19 protein-coding genes are annotated in these 20306 nt (G+C 69.6%); 9 read left to right on the top strand and 10 right to left on the bottom strand.

All coding sequences use genetic code 11. The annotated features are described in order from the left end of the window. Positions 1-106 precede the first annotated feature (106 nt). The 3 genes from FGL98_RS12175 (at position 107) to guaA (ending at position 2708) form a co-directional block, all read left to right on the top strand. Positions 107-682, top strand: a complete 576-nt coding sequence (locus tag FGL98_RS12175) for an SURF1 family protein (protein ID WP_186526135.1) — start codon at positions 107-109, stop codon at positions 680-682. After that, positions 675-1064 carry a DUF3817 domain-containing protein gene (locus FGL98_RS12170; protein ID WP_146317045.1) on the top strand — a complete coding sequence of 130 codons (390 nt, stop codon included), beginning with the start codon at positions 675-677 and terminating at the stop codon, positions 1062-1064. The genes FGL98_RS12175 and FGL98_RS12170 overlap by 8 nt, the downstream gene beginning before the upstream one ends. Before the next feature lie 66 nt (positions 1065-1130). After that, positions 1131-2708 carry a glutamine-hydrolyzing GMP synthase gene (guaA, locus tag FGL98_RS12165; RefSeq protein WP_146317044.1) on the top strand — a complete coding sequence of 526 codons (1578 nt, stop codon included), beginning with the start codon at positions 1131-1133 and terminating at the stop codon, positions 2706-2708. 33 nt (positions 2709-2741) lie between these two features. Here guaA and FGL98_RS12160 read toward each other — a convergent pair whose 3' ends face one another. Then, a complete protein-coding gene (locus FGL98_RS12160) occupies positions 2742-4598 on the bottom strand; it encodes an Ig-like domain repeat protein (protein ID WP_186526134.1) in 1857 nt (618 codons plus the stop codon). Positions 4599-4850: 252 nt separating this feature from the next. Between FGL98_RS12160 and FGL98_RS12155 the strand changes: the two genes are divergently transcribed. After that, positions 4851-5876, top strand: a complete 1026-nt coding sequence (locus tag FGL98_RS12155) for a helix-turn-helix domain-containing protein (protein WP_186526133.1) — start codon at positions 4851-4853, stop codon at positions 5874-5876. Between the two features lie 6 nt (positions 5877-5882). On the opposite strand, the gene pntB is transcribed toward FGL98_RS12155, so the two are convergent. Then, positions 5883-7274 carry a Re/Si-specific NAD(P)(+) transhydrogenase subunit beta gene (gene pntB / locus FGL98_RS12150; RefSeq protein WP_146317041.1) on the bottom strand — a complete coding sequence of 464 codons (1392 nt, stop codon included), beginning with the start codon at positions 7272-7274 and terminating at the stop codon, positions 5883-5885. After that, positions 7271-8812 (bottom strand): Re/Si-specific NAD(P)(+) transhydrogenase subunit alpha, encoded by a 1542-nt coding sequence (locus tag FGL98_RS12145; protein ID WP_146317040.1) that lies wholly within the window; start codon positions 8810-8812, stop codon positions 7271-7273. The genes pntB and FGL98_RS12145 overlap by 4 nt, the downstream gene beginning before the upstream one ends. Positions 8813-9026: 214 nt before the next feature. Between FGL98_RS12145 and FGL98_RS12140 the strand changes: the two genes are divergently transcribed. Continuing rightward, positions 9027-9911 carry a phosphatase PAP2 family protein gene (locus tag FGL98_RS12140; protein WP_186526132.1) on the top strand — a complete coding sequence of 295 codons (885 nt, stop codon included), beginning with the start codon at positions 9027-9029 and terminating at the stop codon, positions 9909-9911. A gap of 140 nt (positions 9912-10051) precedes the next feature. Here FGL98_RS12140 and FGL98_RS12135 read toward each other — a convergent pair whose 3' ends face one another. Beyond that, positions 10052-11173 carry a lysylphosphatidylglycerol synthase transmembrane domain-containing protein gene (locus FGL98_RS12135; protein WP_146317038.1) on the bottom strand — a complete coding sequence of 374 codons (1122 nt, stop codon included), beginning with the start codon at positions 11171-11173 and terminating at the stop codon, positions 10052-10054. A gap of 55 nt (positions 11174-11228) precedes the next feature. Beyond that, positions 11229-12044, bottom strand: coding sequence for a PIG-L deacetylase family protein (locus tag FGL98_RS12130; RefSeq protein WP_146317037.1), 816 nt, complete (start codon positions 12042-12044; stop codon positions 11229-11231). 35 nt (positions 12045-12079) lie between these two features. Between FGL98_RS12130 and FGL98_RS12125 the strand changes: the two genes are divergently transcribed. Next, positions 12080-13195: a glycosyltransferase family 4 protein gene (locus FGL98_RS12125; RefSeq protein ID WP_146317036.1), complete on the top strand. Its 1116-nt coding sequence runs from the start codon at positions 12080-12082 to the stop codon at positions 13193-13195. 105 nt (positions 13196-13300) lie between these two features. Here FGL98_RS12125 and FGL98_RS12120 read toward each other — a convergent pair whose 3' ends face one another. Both FGL98_RS12120 and FGL98_RS12115 read right to left on the bottom strand, forming a co-directional pair. Next, positions 13301-13519 carry a hypothetical protein gene (locus FGL98_RS12120; RefSeq protein WP_146317035.1) on the bottom strand — a complete coding sequence of 73 codons (219 nt, stop codon included), beginning with the start codon at positions 13517-13519 and terminating at the stop codon, positions 13301-13303. Between the two features lie 4 nt (positions 13520-13523). Further along, the gene (locus FGL98_RS12115; RefSeq protein WP_146317034.1) at positions 13524-14843 is read right to left on the bottom strand and encodes a PspC domain-containing protein; all 1320 of its coding nucleotides are present in this window, start codon (positions 14841-14843) and stop codon (positions 13524-13526) included. Positions 14844-14950: 107 nt separating this feature from the next. On the opposite strand from FGL98_RS12115, the gene FGL98_RS12110 reads away from it, so the two are divergent. Then, positions 14951-16189: a PspC domain-containing protein gene (locus FGL98_RS12110; protein WP_342779974.1), complete on the top strand. Its 1239-nt coding sequence runs from the start codon at positions 14951-14953 to the stop codon at positions 16187-16189. Beyond that, positions 16182-16850 (top strand): LuxR C-terminal-related transcriptional regulator, encoded by a 669-nt coding sequence (locus FGL98_RS12105; protein ID WP_146317032.1) that lies wholly within the window; start codon positions 16182-16184, stop codon positions 16848-16850. Before FGL98_RS12110 ends, FGL98_RS12105 begins: the two co-directional genes overlap by 8 nt. A 117-nt stretch (positions 16851-16967) precedes the next feature. On the opposite strand, the gene FGL98_RS12100 is transcribed toward FGL98_RS12105, so the two are convergent. From FGL98_RS12100 to FGL98_RS12090, 3 genes are read right to left on the bottom strand one after another with little or no spacing between them, the layout of a single operon-like run. Further along, positions 16968-17612 carry a DedA family protein gene (locus FGL98_RS12100; RefSeq protein WP_146317031.1) on the bottom strand — a complete coding sequence of 215 codons (645 nt, stop codon included), beginning with the start codon at positions 17610-17612 and terminating at the stop codon, positions 16968-16970. 16 nt (positions 17613-17628) lie between these two features. After that, on the bottom strand, positions 17629-18981 hold the full coding sequence (locus tag FGL98_RS12095; protein ID WP_146317030.1) for a serine hydrolase domain-containing protein: 1353 nt from the start codon (positions 18979-18981) through the stop codon (positions 17629-17631). A gap of 47 nt (positions 18982-19028) precedes the next feature. Beyond that, positions 19029-19526, bottom strand: coding sequence for a GNAT family N-acetyltransferase (locus FGL98_RS12090; RefSeq protein WP_146317029.1), 498 nt, complete (start codon positions 19524-19526; stop codon positions 19029-19031). A 47-nt stretch (positions 19527-19573) separates the two neighbouring features. Here FGL98_RS12090 and FGL98_RS12085 point away from each other — a divergent pair, with 47 nt between their 5' ends. Continuing rightward, positions 19574-20269, top strand: coding sequence for an aspartate/glutamate racemase family protein (locus tag FGL98_RS12085; RefSeq protein WP_146317028.1), 696 nt, complete (start codon positions 19574-19576; stop codon positions 20267-20269). The last annotated feature ends 37 nt before the right edge of the window (positions 20270-20306 follow it).

Below are 20306 nucleotides of genomic sequence, written 5' to 3'. Positions count from 1 at the left end.
CCTTGAAAGTGCCTGTCCTGTAGAGATCCTGAGTTGTCGCAAACCCAAGTATCTCTTACAGCACAGGCACTTTCACGTCCCCCGACCGCGCGTCACACCTCAACCCGTGAAAGACGCAGGCTACGACGCGTCCAAGCAGCTGCTGGTGACCGGTCGACTGCTGCACGGCACGGCGGGCTACTGGGTGATCACGCCGCTCGTGGTCGACGGCACTGGTGCCCGGGTGGTGATCATGCGCGGATTCGTCAGGTCACCGTCCCAGGCGACTCCGCCCACCACCACGGGCGACGTGACGGTCGTCGGCAGCCTCGCGCCGGGTGAGTCGCCCGCCACGACCGTGCCACCGGCCGGCCAGATCGGCACCATCGACCTGGCCCGCCTGCTCAACACATGGGGTGGATCGCTCTACAACGCCTTCCTCTTCGACATTCATGAGACCCCCAACGCCACGTCGGCCGGTATCACCCGCGTGCCGCCGCCGCCGCCGAACCCGAACAGCGGGCTCAAGCTGCAGAACGCGGTCTACGCCGTGCAGTGGTGGATGTTCGGCGTCTTCGCGATCTACATCTACTTCCGGATGATGCGCGACGACTACGAGGCGAGGGCCGCGCAGAGCGACCCGGACGGCGAGAGCGACAATGAACCGACCATCGCATCGCCCACGAAGGACGCCAATGCCTGACACCAGCACGGCCCGCCAACGCAGCCACATACGGCCGGGGGACAACCTGGCGAAGATCCGCCTCGCTCTGATGATCTTTCGCGTCATGGCGATCATCGCCGGCATTGCGCTGCTCGTGCTGTGCGTCGAGCTCTTTGTGCACTACGGCCTGCACAGTGAGGCGATGGAGTGGTGGCCGCAGATTCACGGATTCTTGTTCATCGCCTTCGTGCTGTCGGTCTTCAACCTCGGCTTCAAGCTGCGCTGGGGCATCATCCAGATGGGGCTGTATGTCCTGACCGCCTTCGTGCCGGTGCTCTCCTTCGTGCTCGAGCACCGTGTCAACGCGACCGTCAGCGCCCAGCTGCAGGCGGCGTCCGCAGAGACCGGGCAGGCTCAGTAGACTCCCTGGCATGACCGACCTCGTACAGTCTTCGCCCCGTGGTCGCTCGGCGCAGTCGGGGTTGCTGTGAGCGCACCCCTGCAGGAGCACCCCGTCCTCGTCATCGACTTCGGTGCCCAGTACGCCCAGCTCATCGCCCGCCGGGTCCGCGAGGCCGCGCTCTACAGCGAGGTCGTCCCACACACGATGCCGGTTGCCGAGATCCTCGCGAAGAGGCCGGCCGCGCTGATCCTCTCTGGCGGACCGTCATCGGTGTATGCCGAAGACGCGCCGGGCCTGGAGCAGGCCCTGCTCGAGGCCGGGGTGCCGGTCTTCGGGATCTGCTACGGGTTCCAGGCGATGGTGCGCGCGCTCGGCGGCACGGTCGAGAAGACCGGTCTGCGCGAGTACGGCAACACGAATGCGGAGATCGCCGACTGCTCCTCGACCCTCTTCAACGGGCAGCCGGCTGATCAGGCGGTGTGGATGAGCCACGGCGACTCCGTCTCGGCCGCCCCGGACGGCATCCGGGTCACTGCGACCACGCCCGGCGCCGCGGTGGCGGCGATCGAGGACGACGAGCGTCAGCTGTATGGCGTGCAGTGGCACCCGGAGGTGCTGCACTCGAGCTTCGGGCAGCGAGTGCTGGAGAACTTCCTGCTGCGGGGCGCCCGGCTCGAGCCGAACTGGACGGCGTCGGCGATGGCCGAAGAGCTCGTCGCCGAGGTGAAGCAGCGGGTGGGTGCCGGTCGCGCGATCTGCGGACTGTCCGGCGGTGTCGACTCGTCCGTCGCGGGAGCGTTGGTGCAGAAGGCAATCGGGGACCAGCTCACGTGTGTCTTCGTGGATCACGGGCTGCTGCGTGAGGGTGAGGCCGAGCAGGTCGAGAAGGACTTTGTCGCCGCGACCGGGGTCGACCTGGTCGTCGTGGATGCCCGGCAGCAGTTCCTCGATGCGCTCGCCGGTGTCAGCGACCCGGAGCAGAAGCGCAAGATCATCGGCCGCGAGTTCATCCGCACCTTCGAGCGGGCCGCTCGGGACATCGTCAGCGATCGTGGGGACGAGCAGCACCCGGTGGAGTTTCTGGTGCAGGGCACGCTCTACCCCGACGTGGTGGAGTCCGGTGGCGGCACCGGCGCCGCCAACATCAAGTCGCACCACAACGTCGGCGGCCTGCCGGATGACTTGCAGTTCAAGCTGATCGAGCCGCTGCGCTCGCTGTTCAAGGACGAGGTCCGTCAGGTCGGCCTCGAGCTCGGAGTGCCCGAGGAGATCGTGTGGCGACAGCCCTTCCCCGGTCCCGGACTCGGCATACGCATCATCGGTGCGGTCACCGCGGAACGCCTGGAGATCCTGCGCGCGGCCGACAGGATCGCTCGCGAAGAGCTGACCGCTGCCGGCCTTGACCGGGACATCTGGCAGTGCCCGGTGGTGCTGCTCGCCGACGTGCGTTCGGTAGGCGTGCAGGGGGACGGTCGCACCTACGGCCACCCGATCGTGCTGCGACCGGTGTCGTCCGAGGACGCCATGACCGCCGACTGGACCCGCCTGCCCTACGACGTGCTCGCCAAGATCTCCGGACGCATCACCAACGAGGTGTCCGAGGTCAACCGGGTGACGCTGGACGTCACCTCCAAACCACCGGGCACCATCGAGTGGGAGTGAAGCGGCGCCCTGTCAGTCGGTGGTTCCGCGAAATCACTTCGCCCGCAGGTGCGTCCGCATCGTTCGTAGCGTGGTGTCGGCGATCGCCGTGCCGACCCTGTGCGTGGTGAAGGCGATGCGATGCGTGGTCGGGTCGCCCGTGACGGTGTACGTCAGGGTGTGAGTTCCCGCCGTCAGTGGTGGGTATTGCAGCGCGAGGAGGGTGTAGGCGCGTAGCCACGGGTTGTAGGGGAAGTTCGAGCTGGTGGTGCCGCCGATGACGGTGCCGACGGAGTGGCCGTCGAGGGCGATCGCGTGCAGGGTGATGTCGGGGCCGGACAGGTTGGCCCCGTCGGCGTTGGTGATGCGGGCGGCGACCGCGACCGCGCTGCCGTAGCGGGTGGTGTAGCCGTCCGCGGTGAGTACCTTTTGCCCATAGGCGACCTGCTCGGTCACGTCGGCCGAGGTCGACCTGGCGAATTGCGGATCGCCGGTGTAGGTGGCTTTCACCGAGTGGGTGCCGACCGCGGAGTAGGCGGTGGTGCAGGTCGCGGTGCCGGTGGCGCTGACCGGGAGGGTCGCGCAGCCGGGGATCGTTGTGGCGCCGTCGGTGAAGGCGACGGTTCCGGCGTTCGGGGTGGGCGTCACGGTGGCGGTGTAGGTGGCGTGTCCGCCGACCAGCACCGGGTTCGGGGCGGTCTTCATGGCCGTCACGGTGGTGGTGATGGCTGGGGAGATCGTGATCGTCGTGGCGGGGCCGATCGTCGCGTTCGCTGCGTTCTGGGTCTGCACGGCAAAGGGGTAGGTCCCGGCGGTCGTCGGGGTGCCGGACACGGTGCCGGTGGTCGGGTTGAGGGTGAGCCCGGGCGGCAGGGCGCCGGAGGTCAGGGAGAACGTGGCGGCGGGCTCACCGGCCGGGGTGGCCGCGGCATACCGGTAGGAGTAGGCGGTGCCGACCGTCCCGGTCGTGGGTGGGGTGGCCGCGGTGAAGGTTGGCGCCGGCGCGTATACCGCCACGCCCTGGGGGCCCCACAGGTCGGTGTCGATGGTGGTCTGTGGGCCGCCGGCGGCGGGAACCTCGACGACTTGGCCGTTGCCGCTGTCGGCGATGAACACATCACCCTTGGCGTCGACCGCTACCCCGGTTGGGTAGCTCAGGTCGGCATCGATGGTGGTCTGTGGGCCGCCGCCGACGGGAACCTCGACGACTTGGCCGTTGCCGCTGTCGGCGATAAACACGTCGCCGGAAGCGTCGATCGCCACCCCCTCCGGGTCGTTCAGGCCGGTGCCGATGGGGGTTTGTGGGCCGCCGTTGGCGGGGACCTCCACCACCCGATTGTTCTCGGGGTCGGCGATGAATACGTCACCCTTGGCATCGGCCGCCACTCTGTACGTCCCGTACAGGACTGGGCCGATGGTCGTCGGTGGGCCGCCGGCGGCGGGCACTTCCACTACCCGATTGTCGTCGGAGTCGGCAATGAACACATCACCCTCGGCGTCGACCGCTACTCCGGTTGGGTAGCTCAGGTCGGTGTCGATGGTGGTCCCTGGGCCGCCGCCGGCGGGAACCTCGACCGCCCGGCTGTTGTCGGTGTCGGCGATGAATACGTCACCCTTCGCGTCGACCGCCACCCCGTACGGGTGGCTCAGGTCGGTGTCGATGGTGGTCCCTGGGCCGCCGCCGGCGGGAAGCTCCACCACCCGGCTGTTGTCGGTGTCGGCGATGAACACGGTGCCGACCGCCGGGCTCGTCGCCGCCACCGCGGGCGGGGTGCCAAGTGCTGCGGCGCCCAGCCCGGTGCCGAGGCCGGTCGCCAGGACGGCCGCGCAGGCCAGGGTCCGCCGCCGGGCGCTCGGGTGGTTGGCTCGCGCCGACCACTGGATGGATTTGATGTGTGCGCGGTGGCTCATGGGCTGCTCCTGACTCACGTGAATGACCGGACCCGATCTACCCCGGGTGGTTGGCCCAGAAGGCACTTCTTCGAATGATCGCCGCACGTGTCGACCTGCGATCCCTGTCTCGCACGGATCGTCAACTTCGAGGCTGTAGGCGGGACCCATGACTGCACGGATCGTCAAGCCGACCCCGCGATGCCCTTCCCGCGCTGGGCGGCCGGAGGGATACTGACCAGGGGGAGAGACATGGTTGCTTGGAGGCGAGTGGTGGCCGAAACCTGCGTGTATCAGCGCTTCGACACCCGACTGGTGTCGCCTCAGGACCGGTTCGCCTTCTGGCGCACCTGGTATGACGAGGCCGTCGACGTGCGGATGCGGCTGGACCCGCTCGGCTCCACCATCACGAGCCCGGCCGGGTTCGCCGCTTCCGCGTACGCCCTGACGGCCGGTGACCTGCAGGTCGTCGAGGTCACCAGTGGCCCGGCGGCCGGCACGTGGGCCAGGTCCGCCACCGAGGTCAAGGATCTGCTCCGGCTGATTCTGCTCGCGCCATCGCCCGCCGGTGTTGCTGCGTGGCACCGTTACCGGCTGCACCTCGAGCATGGTGCAGTGGCCGTGCTGGGTCGCACCGCCGGGGCGTGGCACACGCCGGCCGGGATGCACGGCATTCAGGTCAATGTGGCCCGGAGCGCACTCGCGCTCTCGGATGCGCAGATCGACACCGTGCTCGACCGTGGCCCGCTGCAGGTGACCCCGGTGCTGGCGTGCCTGGCGAGGCCCGCCCTTGCCGCGATGGCCGGGCGTCTGCAGACCTTCGCCGGCGCCGAGGCGTTCGGGATGCGTGACACCTGGGTGGCGATGATGCGGATGCTGTTGCGCGCGATGATCGACCGGGACCTGTGCGGCACGGACCTCGCGGCGGCCCGCCGTGTCGCGATCGACCAGTGCATCCGCGCGAACCTGGCCGACCCGCGCCTGAACCCCGACCAGATCGCGGCCGTGCTGCACATCTCGCGCCGCACGCTGTATGCCGCTTTTCCCACCGACGACCGTGGGTCACCGGGCCACGGCGTCGCGGCCCGGATCCGGCAGCAGCGCATGGACGTGGCGACAACCTTGCTGACCGACCCGGTCGAGCGCAGGCCAGTGCATGTGGTCGCGACCATGGTCGGGCTGCCCGACCCCGCGCACTTCAGTCGGCTCTTCCACGCCGCGTTCGGCTGCAGTCCCCGCGAATATCAGCACCGAGCATCGGCGACGAACGAGCGGCAGAACGCGGTCGGCTGGACCTGAGCCCGCTCACAGGACGCGCAGGATCTCCTCGACCTTGTCCTTGGCGTCGCCGAAGAGCATCTGGCTGTTGTCTCGGAAGAACAACGGGTTCTGCACTCCGGCATACCCGGTGGCCATGGATCGTTTGAAGATCACGACGTCGTGCGCGTTCCACACCTTCAGCACCGGCATGCCGGCGATCGGAGAGCCGGGTTCGTCGGTGGCGGCGGGGTTGACGGTGTCGTTGGCTCCGATGACCAGCACGACGTCGGTGCCGGGGAAGTCGTCGTTGATCTCGTCCATCTCGAGCACGACGTCGTAGGGCACCTTGGCCTCGGCGAGCAGCACGTTCATGTGCCCGGGCAGCCGGCCGGCGACCGGGTGGATGCCGAACCGCACGGTGACGCCGCGCTTGCGCAGCCGGGCGGTGAGGTCCGCGACCGGATACTGCGCGTGCGCGACGGCCATGCCGTACCCGGGGGTGATGACTACCGAGGCGGCGTTTCGCAGCAGCTCGGCGACCTCGTCGACCGACGTCTCACGGTGCTGCCCGTAGTCGTGATCGGCCACTGCCGAGCTCGGCGCCGAGCCGTAGCCACCGGCGATCACCGAGACGAACGAGCGGTTCATCGCGGTGCACATGATGTAGGACAGGATCGCGCCGGAGGAGCCGACCAGGGCGCCGGTGATGATCAGCAGGTTGTTGCCGAGCATGAACCCGGCGGCTGCGGCGGCCCAGCCGGAGTAGCTGTTGAGCATCGAGATGACCACCGGCATGTCCCCACCGCCGATGGAGGCGACCAGGTGCCAGCCGAACGCGAGGGAGATGACGGTCATGATCGCCACCGGCACGATCGAGGGCGCCGCCATGAACCAGACCAGCAACCCGATCGAGACCAGGACCGCCAGCAGGTTGAGCAGCTGCCGGTGCGGCAGCATCAGCGGCCGGGAGGAGATGCGCGCGCTCAGCTTGAGGTTGGCCACGATGGACCCGGTGAAGGTGACCGCGCCGATGAAGATGCCGAGGAAGACCTCGACCAGGTGGATGTTCTCCTCGGCGCCGGTCAGGCCGTGGGTGGACAGGTACGAGTTGTAGCCGACCAGCACCGCGGCGAGGCCGACGAAGCTGTGCAGCATCGCGACGAGCTCCGGCATCCCCGTCATCTGAACGACGCGGGCGCGCCACAGACCGATGGACGCGCCGATGACCATCGCCACCAGGATCAGCAGCACCGTGGTCAGCGCGTGCTCCGCCTGGTCGGCGGCCAGCCAGATGGTGGCGACCAGCGCGATGACCATGCCGATGATGCCGAAAGCGTTGCCCCGCCGGGCGGTCTCGTGCTTGGACAGGCCGGCCAGCGACAGCACGAAGAGCACGGCGGCGATGATGTATGCCGCCTGGACCAGGTTCGTGCTCATCGTGAGTCGTCTCTGCGGAACATCTTGAGCATCCGGCCGGTGACCGCGAACCCGCCGAAGATGTTGACGCTCGCGACGACGATCGCGGCGAACGCGACGACCCGCACGGTGAGATCCTGGCTGCCGACCTGCAGGATTCCGCCGACCAGGATGATGCCGCTGATCGCGTTGGTCTCGGACATCAGCGGCGTGTGCAGAGCGTGCGCGACGTTGGAGATGACGTAGAACCCGACGATAACCGCCAGGGCGAACACGGTGAAGTGGCCGAGGAACGCAGTCGGGGACAGCGCGGCAACGAGCGCGAAGAGGACGGCGGCCACCGCCATACCCACGTATCTGCGTCGCGGGTCCGGCGGCGGCTTCTCCGCGACAGCGGCCACTGGGGCGGGCGCGGTCTTGGCGGGCGCCGCGGACACCTGCACCGGCGGGGGCGGCCAGGTGACCTCACCGCCACGAGCCACGGTCAGGGACCGGATCACCGGATCGTCGAGGTCGAGCACGATCTGCCCGTCCTTGTCCGGTGTCAGCAGCTTGACGAGGTTGACCACGTTGGTGCCGTAGAGCTGGGAGGCCTGCGCGGGCAGCCGACCCGGCAGGTCGGTGTAGCCGATGATCGTGACGCCCTCGTCGGTGCGCACGACCTCGTCGGCCCGGCACAGCTCGCAGTTGCCGCCGTTGGCGGCGGCCATGTCGACGATCACGGCGCCGGGGTGCATCGCCGCAACGGTGTCCGCGGTGATCAGCCGGGGTGCGCGACGGCCCGGGATCAGCGCGGTGCTGATGACAATGTCCGCGTCCGCGCACTCGCGGGCATACAGCGCCATCGCGAGCGCTTCGAGGTCGGCGGACATCTCCCGGGCGTAGCCGTCGCTCGTGGTCTCCTGCTCCGGGACCTCGAGCCGGGCGAACTGGGCACCGAGGGACTCCACCTGCTCGCCCACCTCCGGGCGCACGTCGAAGGCGCGCACCACCGCGCCGAGGCTGGTGGCGGTGCCGATCGCGGCGAGCCCGGCGACGCCGGCGCCGATGACGAAGACCTTCGCCGGTGGCACCTTCCCGGCCGCGGTGACCTGCCCGGTGAACAGCGACCCGAACGCGTGCGCGGCCTCGATCACCGCCCGGTAGCCGCCGAGGCCGGCCATCGACGACAGCACGTCCAGCGACTGCGCGCGGGAGATCCGCGGCACGGAATCCATCGCCAGCGCGGTCACTCCTTGCGCTGCGAGCCGCTGCAGCCGGCCTGGTTCGAACGCCGGGGCAAGCAGGGCGATCAGCGTGCTGCCCTCGGCCAGTCGGGCGATATCGGCATCGGCTGGGGCATTGACGGTGATGACGACCTCGGCGCCCCACGCCTGCTCGGGGCTGCCCACGGACGCCCCAGCCTGCGCATACGCATGGTCCGGGTAGGACGCACGCACGCCCGCGCCGGACTCGACCAGCACGTCGTAACCCAGCCCGATCAGCTGGTGCACGGTCTTGGGGGTGGCCGCGACGCGGGACTCGTCGGGCCCGGACTCTGCCGGAACGCCTACCTGCATGGAGGTCTCCTTCGGTTTGCTGCAGTGTGGCAGGCGGGTGGGCGGTCGTGGTGGCGAGGTGGCAAGAATCTCGCTGGGCGGGCCGCCGTCGGCCCGGGACACCGCGGGAGGGCGCCGGGTCTACGGTTGTTGAGGTCGGTGTGGGCGATTCCGCACGAACGACTCCACAGAGAGGCCTTAGCGGGAGCACAGGATGGTCGACGAAGATGGTCGCATGAGCGCGCCTACCCGACCCGACCTCGCGACGCGACCCGTGTATGCCGAGCGGCGAGCGGCCGCGCGCAGGGCAGCCCTGTGGGCGCAACTGGTGGCCATGGTTGCGCTCGGCATCGGCGCGCTGTGCGTGCTGGTGCCCCTGGCGCTGCACAACCCGCGCGGTATGCGCTTCGATCAGCGCCTGATGGACTCGCTGGGCGGGTCCGAGCAGGCATGGGTGCACATCAGCGACGTCCTGACGGTCATCACCATCGGCTTCGTCGGCCTGAGCCTGCTGTTCTGCCTGATTATTGCGGCAGCGCGCCGTCGGTGGGCGGTCGCGGCGGCCGCCGTGGTGCTGGTCGCCGGGGCCAACCTGACCACGGAGATCCTGAAGTTTCATGTGTTCCATCGCCTCCCGGGCCAGGTGGCGAATGGCCTGCCGGACACGAACTCCCTGCCGAGCGGGCATACGACCGTGAGCCTGTCGCTGGTGCTCGCTGCGGTGCTGGTGGCGCCCCCGGCCTGGCGGCGGGCACTGGTGCCGCTCGGTGGATTCGTCGCGACGTTCGTGGCGGCCGGGACCATCGCGGGGCACTGGCACCGGCCCTCCGACGTGGTCGCCGGCCAGGCGGTGTGCCTGGGCTGGGCCGCGATCGCGATCGGTATCGCCGTGCTGCTGCAGTCGCGCCGATCCGAGTCGGTTACGCGTCGCGGCCAGCACATCTGGCTTGCGCTGATCGGTTCCAGCCTGGTCGGCCTGGTGTTCGTGGCGCTGGGTGTGCGCCCGTCCGACGGCGGCGTGAACCTGCCGATGGCGATGCTTGCGCTCGTCCCGGTCGGCATCCTGTGCGCGGTCGTCGTCTGGTGGGTGTCCGCCCTGTCCGACCGCCACGTCGCCTGACCCTCCCTTCCGCCGAGTAGTCACAAATTGCACTCGAGTAGTCACAAATTGCACTCGAGTAGTCACTTATTGCACGCGAGGGGTCAGGGTGACGAACTTCTCTGACCTCTCGCGTGCGATATCTGACCTCTCGCGTGTAATTAGTGACCTCTCGGGGTGGGGACGAGGGATGGCGTAGGCAGCGACTTAGGCCCGGTCCACCAGGCCAGCCAGCCGATGGCGCCCAGCGGGATCTCGGCGACGTGGGTGAAGAGCGCAAACACCAGCACACCCGCGGCCGCGGCCGGCTTGTCGGCGCCCCACGCGACCAACACGGCCAGCGTCCCGGCCTCGGTGACGCCGAGTCCGCCGGGGGTGACACCGACCGCGGTGAGCAGCCTGCCGACGGCGTATGCCGCAAAGAGGTTCGTGAGCGGCAGGACCACCCCGACCGCGTCCATGGCCCGCCAGAACAGGATGAAGTAGACCGCCAGATATCCCACGACCCCGACCGTCATCGGGAACCACCCTGTGCGGGTCACCACCGACAGGCGCGAGCGCTGGTCGAGCAGCAGCCCATGCAGGTCGACCCGCCGGCCCTTGTTGGCGCCGCGGCGCAGCCGAGCAACCGCGCCGCCGCAGAAGCGGTCCAGCCATCGACCGAGCAGGTCGGTCCACCGGTGGCTGACCAGCACGGCGATGAACGCCCCCAGCACCACGAGTCCCAGGACCCCGCCCCAGAACGCGCCACTGCGCACCGACTTGGGCAGCGCATTGTCCGACGTCGACAGTGCCGCAAAACCCAGCAGCGGCAGCGCTACCCGGGCGAGCACATTCCATACGCCGGTCACGATGATGGAGGTGGAGATGCTGCGTTTGGAAAAGCCCCAGGTGCGCGCCAGCAGGTAGGTGGCGGCCAGCCCGACGGCACCGCCGCCCGGCAGGACGTTGCTGACCGAGGAGCCGCAGACGTTGAGAATCAGCGCCCGAGTATGCCGGAGCCCGGGCAGCGACCCAGTCAACGTGAACGTGTAGAGCCACAGGCCGACGATCAGCAGCCCGATCAACTCGAAGGAGGCGCCCCAGCCGAGCAGGCCGAGGTGCTTCCCGATCTGGTCCCAGCCGGTGTGCGCGAAGAACGGCAGGCCGACGGCGATCAGCACGACCGCGAAGGTGAGGCCGGCGGTGGCCTGTAGGACGTGTTTCCCGGAGATCTTCGGGAAGCCGTCGTCTGGCTCGGCCTCGGCCGGTTCGGCGAGGTCCGCGGGATCCTCGCTCCTCATGTGGGGCCTCCGCAAAGTACTGAGCGACGTAGGAGCGAGGACTTTGTGGGGTAGCTCACGGCAGTCCCGCGAAGATGTCTTTGCTCACCGGCCCATGGTGCGCGGGGTCGACGAACCACTCCCTGCCGAACACCGCGTCATACAGCGGACGGGGTATGCGCAGGAACGCTGCGAGCGTCCGATCGGCACCGCCGTCGGCGGTCGACTGGGAGGCGTGCGCCCGCATCGAGGCGCGTTTGGCGGCAATGTGCCGGTGGACGTCGATGCGGTGGGTGATCGCCGACCGCGGGCTGTAGGACCGCTCGAACGACGTCGGATCGAAGTCCGCCGGGAAGCGGTAGACCTTGCCCGCCATACGAATCGCCCACACCAGCAGGTCCCGCGGCACCGTCGCCTGCAGGACACGCGGAGTGTCCGCCAGCTGGGCCGCCAGCGCCCCGACCTCGTGGACCTTGACGTGATCGCGGTGGCCGTACCCGCCGTTGGGGTCATAGCTCATCAGCACGTCCGCGTGCTCCTCGCGCAGCACGTCCGCCAGCCGTTCGGCGGCCTCCCGCGGATCGGCACGCATGAAGCGGGTGGCCCCCGGGGGGTCCGGATCGAGCTCCGGCCCCATCCCGGAGTCCGCGTATCCGAGGTGCACGACGCGGCTCACGCCGAGAGCTGCGGCGCTGCGGTCCAGCTCCGCGAGCCGCAGCTCGCCCAGCGCGCCCCTGTGGGTGAACTCCTCCGACGCGAGCCCGAGGCCGCCGTCGGTCGCCACGACCAGCACCACGCGGTGACCGGCCGCCGCGGTTTTCGCCATCGTCCCCGCCGTGAGCAGTGCCTCGTCGTCGGGGTGGGCGTGGAAGATCACCAGGGTTCGTCGCATCGCGGTCCATTGTCGTTCATGGGATATTGAGCCCTGTGAAGGTGGCCCTCTTGTCGGACTGTTATCTGCCGCGCCTGGGCGGAATCGAGGTGCAGGTGCACGATCTTGCCCGGCACCTGCAGGGCGCCGGCCACGAGGTGGAGGCCTTCACGGCCACCCGCGGGCCAGCGCGCAGGCGTCGTGGCACTGACATCGTGGACGGCATACCTGTACACAGGCTGGCTGCGCCGCTGCCGCGGGACCTGCCGGTGAACCCGCTGGCGGTGCCGGTCGTGCGCAGCATGCTGCGGGCGGGCGGTTTCGACGTCGCGCACGTGCACATGGGGGTCGTCAGCCCGTTCGCGATGGACTGCGTGCGGGTCGCGCTGGGGCTGCAGCTGCCGACCGCCGTGACCTGGCACTGCGTGCAGGCGCACCTGGTGCCCGCGGTCAGGGCCGCCGGGTATGTCGCTCGCTGGGCCCGGCGGGGCGCGGTCCTGTCCGCGGTGTCGAAGGTGGCGGCCGCTCCGATCGCAGAACTTGCGGGTCCGCTGCAACGGGTGGCAGTGCTGCCCAACGGCATCGACGTCGACCGGTGGGCTCCGCAGTCACGCGGACTGCGGCCGGGTGTGCGGATCGTGTCGGCGATGCGGCTGATGACGCGCAAGCGGCCGGTCCAGCTGTTGGAGATGGTCGCCGAGGTGCGCCGCCAGGTGCCCGGATCCGGCATACGGCTGGATGTGCTGGGCGAGGGGCCGCTGCGTCCCCGTCTCGAGCGGGCGGCGCGGGATCTAGGCGCGCAGTCCTGGTTCAGCGCGCCGGGCCGGATGAGCCGGGATGCGTTGCGGGAGCAGTATCTGCGGTCGGATGTGTATGTCGCGCCGGCGCAGCTGGAGGCGTTCGGGATCGCGGCCCTGGAGGCGCGCACCACCGGGCTGCCGGTGGTTGCGCCGCGGCGCAGCGGGGTCAGTGAGTTCGTCGAGGATGGCGTGAACGGCCTGCTCGGCGGCGATGACCGGGGCCTGGTGGAGGCCCTGGTGCGGCTGGCTCGCGAGGAGGAGCTGCGTCGTCGGATCACCGTGCACAACGAGACGCACCCGCCCCGGGAGCAGTGGTCGTATGTCGTGCAGGCGGTGCTCGCTGAGTACCACCGGGCGCAGGGGCGGGCGTAACCCAGAGCATGTCGTGTCGCCATCACTCGGGTGCTGTTTGTGACCTCTCGGGTGCTATTTGTGACCTCTCGGGTGTTGTTTGTGACCTCTCGGGTGGAGTGGGTGCTAGGTGCGCGGTCGGCGCAGGAGCAGCAGGGCGGCGCTGACGACCAGCACGCCGCCGATGATCGCGATGACCACGACCGCCGATGCGGAGCCTGCGCCGGCCAGGCGCAGGTAGGCCGCCGTCGTGCCGAGCGCGAGCAGCAGCGCCCCGGCGAGCGCCGTGGGGATGGATGGGCCCCATCGACGGGGCCGGCCATCGGGGAGTGTCGGGTCAGTCACGGCGTCATCTCGATTCCACGGTGAGGTCACCGACGCCGACGCGGGCGTCGACGGTCAGGTCGCTGGGCCCGGAGCCCAGGGTGAAGCTGCGCTTGATCCCGGTGCCCGACGGGTTGGACCCGTCGCCGGTCTTGGCGAGCACCGATTGCGGCAGGTGGACGGTGCCGACGTCGACTCGCACCGTGAAGTGCACGGTCAGGTTCTGTGGAACCACGACCTTCAGGTTGCCCACGTTGACTCTGGTGGTGAGGGTTTCGCCGGCAGACGCCGACTTGTCGACGCGGGTGAGGACCAGCGTGCCGTCACCGGCGACCAGCGCGAAGCTGTGCTGATGGCCGGCGGCGACGGACGTCGGCATCCATACCCGGTTGCCGGTGGCGCCGCTCCATGGCAGCCCCGATGGCACGGCCAGGGACAGCAGCGACGCGGCGGCCAAGGGAATGCCGATGAGGGCGAGCAGGCCGCCGCGCCTACCGAGCAGTCCACCGATCAGCAGTCCCAGGCCGACCACACCGGTGGCCACGGCCAGCCCGACCTGGACGGCGTCGTCGGACCGCGCCATGTTGTTCAGCACCAATACCGCGACGGCGCCGGAGATCAGGGCCACGCCCACGATGAGCACGCCGGCAAGGCCGAGACGCGGTCGCCGGGGTGGTCGCGGCGGGCGAGTCCATGCCTGCGGCGCGACCGGCGCGACCGGCGCGGCGCCCCAGTCGCCGGCCCACGCGTCGTGCTTGGTCAGGTCGATGCGCCCGTCCCCCGTGCGATAGCTCGCACCGGCCTGGGCAGCGCGGTTGCCGGTGCTCTGGACGCCCCACCCGGTGGCCCGCCAGCCAGTGCGCAGTCGCTCGGCGAAGTCGGTGCCCTCGCCGGACGACCCGGTGTCCATGCGCCCCGATGCAATCGCCCAGACGACCAGCCCGATCACGATCACCGAGCCGAGACCGAGCCCCCACGAACCCCACGACCCGAAGATCCAGAACCCGTTGATGATCACGAAGGCCAGCAGGATCGATAGCGAGACCGACGGACCGTGCCCCTCCCGCACCGCACGCTCGACCATGATCTGTCCCTCGTCGTCGGGCAGTAGCATCCACGCGATCAGGTAGATCGGCACGGCGGCCCCGAAGAGGCAGGCACCCAGGATGAAGGCCGCCCGGACGATCAGCGGGTCGAGGCCGAAGCGCTCGGCGAGACCGGCGCTGACCCCGGCGAACCATCGACCGCCGTGCGGCCGGGCAATGCCAAGGCTGCGGAGGGTGCCGAAGGCCCGATCCAGCGCGTCGCGCTGCTGCGACGTGGGAGGCACGGAGTGGTTGGTCATGGTGTCGAGCCTGGCAGCGTGCGGGGCTTGCCGCCATGAGGGTCGACCCTGAGCCACCCCTGAGATGGCCCTGAAGGTTGGTCCGGCGGGTCCGCATCGGCTCCATAGTGGGTCAAGATGGAGGGGTGACGCAGGCAGGCACCCGCCCGACGAGCCGAACCAGGCCCCCACTGGTCCGGCCTACTCAGGGGCGGGTCGTCGGGGGTGTCTGCATGGGGGTGAGCCAGCACCTGGGCGTGCCATTGGGCATCCTGCGAGCGCTGACCCTGGTGGCCTGCTTCGTCGGCGCCGGCCTGCCTGCCTACGGGTTCTTGTGGCTGACCATGCCGCGCTCGGACGCGCCGCCGGTGGTCGAGTCGTTCACGGGGCGCCCGCACATCTCCGGTCGGCACCTGCTGATCGCCGGTGCCGTCGTCGTCGCGGTCGCAGTGGCCTCGGCGATGCAGGCCGTCGGGTCGCACTGGTCGGTCGGCAGCGCCATTCCCCTGCTGGCGATCGTGGGCGGTGCGATCATCGTCTGGTCGAGGCTGGACCAGGGGGAGCGGCGCCAGTGGATCAGCCGGGATGTCGGCGAGAACCAGCGGTCGCTGATCCGGCTCGCGGTAGGCCTGGTGCTGGTTGTCGGCGGCATCATCCTGCTGGTCTCGCAGGGCCGGGGGTTCGCCGGCCTACGCGATGTTGCGGTGGCGGCGGTGGTCGTGCTCTTCGGCGCGGTCCTGATCGCAGCGCCGTTCATCGCGCGGCTGTGGGAGTCGTTGAAGCAGGAGGAGGCCGGCCGCATCCGTGCCACCGAGAAGGCCGACATCGCAGCCCATCTGCACGACTCGGTGCTGCAGACGCTCGCGCTGATCCAGCGACGGTCCGGTGACGCTCAGGCGGTGCAGTTGCTGGCGCGGGCCCAGGAGCGCGAGCTGCGCGAGTGGCTGTATGCGCAGGACAACCAGCGAGATGCCACGCTGGCCGCACTTGTCTCGGCCACCGTGCACGAGGTCGAGGAGCTGCACGGTGTGCCGATCGACCTGGTGGTCAGCGGCGACCGGCCGGTGGACGACGGGGGGCAGGCGCTCGTCGGCTCCCTGCGCGAGGCCGCGGCGAATGCCGTGCGGCACGGTGCACCGCCGGTGTCGGTCTACTTCGAGGTGGGTGCGACGGCGGTCGAGGCCTTCGTGCGCGACCATGGCGAGGGGTTCGATCTCGACGAAGTGCCGGGTGACCGGCTCGGGGTGCGCGAGTCGATCCTGGGCCGAATGCGCCGGCATGGTGGCGATGCCGTGGTTCGCCGACGGGAGGATGGCACCGAGGTGTCGCTACGCCTACCGATCAGCAAGGAGGAGTCTCATGAGTGACCCGATCCGCGTGGTGCTGGTGGACGACCACCGCATGTTCCGCTCCGGCGTCAAGGCCGAGCTCGGCGACGCCGTGGCCGTGGTCGGGGAGGCGCCGGACGTCGACAGCGCGATCAAGGTGGTGCGTGAGGTGCAGCCCGATGTGGTGCTGTTGGACGTGCACCTGCCCGGCGGCAACGGCAACGGCGGCAGCGATGTCGTCACGGGGTGTGCCGGGGTGCAGACGCCGGGCGGTGACCCGGTGCGGTTCCTCGCGCTGTCGGTCTCGGACGCGGCGGAGGACGTGATCGCCGTCATCCGGGCCGGCGCTCGCGGCTACGTCACCAAGACGATCTCACCCGGCGACCTGGACACCGCCATCCGGCGGGTCGCCGAGGGGGATGCGGTGTTCAGCCCGCGGCTGGCGGGTTTCGTGCTCGACGCGTTCGGTGCGACCGCCGGTGAGATCGCCGAGGTGGACGAGGAGCTGGACCGGCTGAGTCAGCGGGAGCGTGAGGTGATGCGGCTGATCGCCCGTGGCTACCAGTACAAGGAGGTCGCCAAGGAGCTGTTCATCTCGGTGAAGACCGTCGAGACGCACGTGTCGTCGGTGCTGCGCAAGCTGCAGCTGTCCTCCCGGCACGAGCTGACCAGCTGGGCGATGTCGCGCCGCCTACTGTAGGTTCTCCCCACGAGGTTCTCCGCTCGTTCCTCGCTCCGATACTTCGCGGGGCCCCAAACCTACGCCGCTGCAGTGGTTGCGGGAGGCATAGCCGACGAATCCACTGCAGCTGCGGCGTCAGGAGGCCGGGTCGGTGCCCTTGCGCTGGGCGGCGAATGCTTCCACCTGACGCTCGACCTTCCGGCGCAGCAGCGTGGACCCCAGCAGCCCGAAGAGCACGGCGACCGCCAGGCCTACGTAGGAGAATCCCTTGAGGTAGTTCTCGGCGACGGTGCCCAGGTAGTAGACCAGATAGGTTGTGCCGCCCGCCCAGCAGACGGCGCCGGCCACGTTGGCGGCCAAGAACTTCGGGTATGGCATGTGCAGCGAACCGGACAGCGGACCGGCGAAGATGCGCAGGATCGCGATGAACCTTCCGAAGAACACCGCATAGATGCCCCAGCGCACGAACTCGTGCTCGGCATACGCGATCAGGTCGTCGTTGACGTGCTTGGGGAACCTGCGTTCCAGCCACGCGAAGAGCCTGGTGCCCCAGCGGTGGCCGACGTAGTAGCCGATCGAGTCACCGATGACCGCGCCGAGGATTCCGGCGATCGCGACCGCGTGCGGGCTGACCGCCAGCTCGTGCCTCGAGGACAGGATGGCGGCGAAGACCAGGATCGTCTCGCCCGGGATGGGGATCCCGAGGCTCTCGATGCCGACCAGGACGGCGACGAGCAGATAGACCGCAATTGGCGGGATCGTGGTCAGCCAGTGCTCCACGGTGGGCCTCTCGGTCTCAGTGCCAGCCCGAGGGGTCGGTCCCGCCGGGTGTGTGTGCGTTCGGATCGTACGGTGTCCGGCTGAACCGGAAGCTGCCCAGGTCGAGGTATGCTGCGTCGCCGCCGCGGTCGCGCACGACCAGGTGCTCACCGGCGTAGTACTCGTCCAGTCCGATCCAGCTGCCGTCGCCGACCGGCGCGAACCGGGATCCGCGGCCGCTGCCGGCGGGCGCCAGCTCCACGCCGCCACCGGGCAGCAGCGACAGCACGTGCGGCCGCGGCCCCCAGAACCAGGCGCCGGCAACATCCAGGTCGCCGGTCTGCGCAGGATCCGTGACCCACTCCTCGACCGCGCGCGGCTCATGGCTCTGCAGCAGGTCGAGCAGCTCGATCGCGAGATCCAGGTCCAGGTTGCCGGTGGTGTTCGCGAGCAGCGCGACCCCGTCGCCGCTGCCCGGCTCGACGCGCAGCGCCGCCAGGAATCCAGGCATCGAACCGCCGTGTCCGATGAGGCGGGTGCCACCACGGTTGGTTACATCCAGGCCGAGGCCGTAGGCCCGCGTCCACGGTGATCCGGGCGCGTCGTCCACGAGGGATGGCACCTGCATGGCCAGCCGGAGCTCGTCCGGCAGCACGCCGTCGTTGCCGCGTGCCAGGAAGTGTGCCCAGGCGGTGAGATCACCCACGGTCGACCAGAGCTGCCCGGCGGGGGCCATGGCTCCGGCATCGTGCGCGGGCTCGGCATGGGCCAGGTCGGCGTAGGGGTGCACCGCCAAGCCGGGCGCGGCGTCGCCCGGCGGCAGGTAGGTGGTGTGCTCGAGCCCCAGCGGCGTCAGGACCTCATCGGTGAGGCAGTCCCACCACGGGCGTTCGCGCAGCCGGGCGACCAGCTCCCCGAGGACCGCGAATCCGACGTTGGAGTAGTGGAATCGGCGTCCCACCGGATGGATCCGGCGGATGCTCGGCAGCAACGCCGCCCAGTCGTCACCCGCGGTGCGCTCCCACCACGGGCCCCGCGTCTCGGCATACAGCCCGGCGCCGTGCGTGAGCAGCGCGGTGATGGTGACGGTGCGCAGGCTCGGGTCGAGCTCGGGCAGGTGGTCGGTGACCGGGTCGTCCAGGTCGACCAGGCCGTCGGCGACCAGGCGCATTGCCAGGGCGGCCGCGAACGTCTTGGAGATCGATCCGATGCGGTATGCCGTCTGCGCCGTCGGGCGCGGACCGGCGCCCCGGCCGTCGAGGTGGCCGGCCGCGTGCGACCACACCAGTCGTCCGTCGCGCAGGAGTGCCGCGGTCATCGACGGCACGCGGTGGTCGTGCTGTGCCTGTGCCAGGTGGGCGTCAAGGAGGCTGCGGGTCGACTCGTGCACCCCCGGATCCTCTCACTACGCCCCGAGGTCTTCGCTCGTGCCGGTTATCAGGCCCGTGCGCCGCCGACCTTCGCCAGGGCGTCGCCGTCGAGCCGGTAGGTGGTCCAGTCGTCCTGGGGCAGCGCACCGAGCGCGTCGTAGAACTCGATCGACGGGGTGTTCCAGTTGAGGACACACCACTCCAGCCGGGTGAGTCCGCGCTCGACGCAGACCTGCGCGAGGGAGGCGAGCAGCGCCTTGCCCAGGCCGGTGCCGCGCTGCTGCGGGTCGACGAAGAGGTCCTCCAGCCAGATGCCCTGCTTGCCGGTCCAGGTCGAGAAGGACAGGAACCAGAGCGCGATGCCGGCGACCTTGCCGTCGATCTCGCCGATGTGGCAGAAGGTGGAGGGATGGCCGTGGTCGGGGAAGAGCACCGCCTGCAGGTCCGTGTCGGTGGCAACGGCCTGCTCGGGTGCCTTCTCGTAGGTCGCGAGGTCCCGGATCACCCGCAGGATCTCGGGGATGTCTGCAGAGGTGGCGGACCGGATCCGCGAGTCGAGCGTCATCCGTCAATCATCTCAGGAAGTCTTCGCTCGAGAACTATCATCGGTCGATGACACGCACGATCGGGATGATCGGTGGAATGAGCTGGGAGTCCACGGCCTGCTACTACCGCCTGGCCAATGAGCTGGTCGCGCAGCGGCTCGGCGGGCTGCACTCCGCGCCCGTACTGCTCAGTTCACTGGACTTCGCCCCGATCGAGGCGATGCAGGTCGCCGGCGAGTGGGATCGCGCGGGTCGGCTGCTCGCCGACGAGGCCGTGCGACTGCAGAGTGCGGGCGCGGAGCTGCTGCTGCTGTGCACCAACACGATGCACAAGGTCGCCGGTGCCATCGAGCAGGCGTGCGACATCCCGCTGATCCACGTGGCCGATGTGACGGCGCAGGCGGCGCTGCGGCAGGGCAGCCGGCGGGTGGCGCTGCTCGGCACCGCATTCACGATGGAGCAGGACTTCTATCGGGAGCGGTTGGAGCAGCACGGTCTGCAGGTGCTGGCGCCGGAGGCGACAGACCGCGCGCTGGTGCACCGCGTCATCTACGAGGAGCTGTGCCGGGGGGTGCTGCGCGACGACTCGCGGGAGGCCTACCGGCAGGTGATCTCCCGGATGGTGGACCGCGGCTGTGACGGTGTCGTGCTCGGCTGCACCGAGATCGAGATGCTGCTGACGGCTTCGCGCGAGTGCGGTGTGCCGCTGTTTCCGACCACGCGGCTGCATGTGGAGGCAGCCGTCGACCTGGCCTGCGCGTGACGGTTGGTAGTACAGGCGGGATCCATCCGTCCCGCCT

It is taken from the genome of Leekyejoonella antrihumi (genome assembly GCF_007845645.1).
GTDB lineage: Bacteria > Actinomycetota > Actinomycetes > Actinomycetales > Dermatophilaceae > Leekyejoonella > Leekyejoonella antrihumi.
The sequence above is the reverse complement of the archived record's forward strand: the minus strand, read 5'-3'. Positions and strand labels throughout refer to the sequence as shown.

Coding starts and splice junctions, on each gene's coding strand:
- FGL98_RS12170 (WP_146317045.1), top strand. CDS start 675: ATGCCTGACACCAGCACGGCCCGCCAACGCAGCCACATACGGCCGGGG.
- FGL98_RS12145 (WP_146317040.1), bottom strand. CDS start 8,812: ATGCAGGTAGGCGTTCCGGCAGAGTCCGGGCCCGACGAGTCCCGCGTC.
- FGL98_RS12090 (WP_146317029.1), bottom strand. CDS start 19,526: ATGACGCTCGACTCGCGGATCCGGTCCGCCACCTCTGCAGACATCCCC.
- FGL98_RS12140 (WP_186526132.1), top strand. CDS start 9,027: ATGAGCGCGCCTACCCGACCCGACCTCGCGACGCGACCCGTGTATGCC.
- pntB (WP_146317041.1), bottom strand. CDS start 7,274: ATGAGCACGAACCTGGTCCAGGCGGCATACATCATCGCCGCCGTGCTC.
- FGL98_RS12135 (WP_146317038.1), bottom strand. CDS start 11,173: ATGAGGAGCGAGGATCCCGCGGACCTCGCCGAACCGGCCGAGGCCGAG.
- FGL98_RS12130 (WP_146317037.1), bottom strand. CDS start 12,044: ATGCGACGAACCCTGGTGATCTTCCACGCCCACCCCGACGACGAGGCA.
- FGL98_RS12160 (WP_186526134.1), bottom strand. CDS start 4,598: ATGAGCCACCGCGCACACATCAAATCCATCCAGTGGTCGGCGCGAGCC.
- FGL98_RS12105 (WP_146317032.1), top strand. CDS start 16,182: ATGAGTGACCCGATCCGCGTGGTGCTGGTGGACGACCACCGCATGTTC.
- FGL98_RS12115 (WP_146317034.1), bottom strand. CDS start 14,843: ATGACCAACCACTCCGTGCCTCCCACGTCGCAGCAGCGCGACGCGCTG.
- FGL98_RS12085 (WP_146317028.1), top strand. CDS start 19,574: ATGACACGCACGATCGGGATGATCGGTGGAATGAGCTGGGAGTCCACG.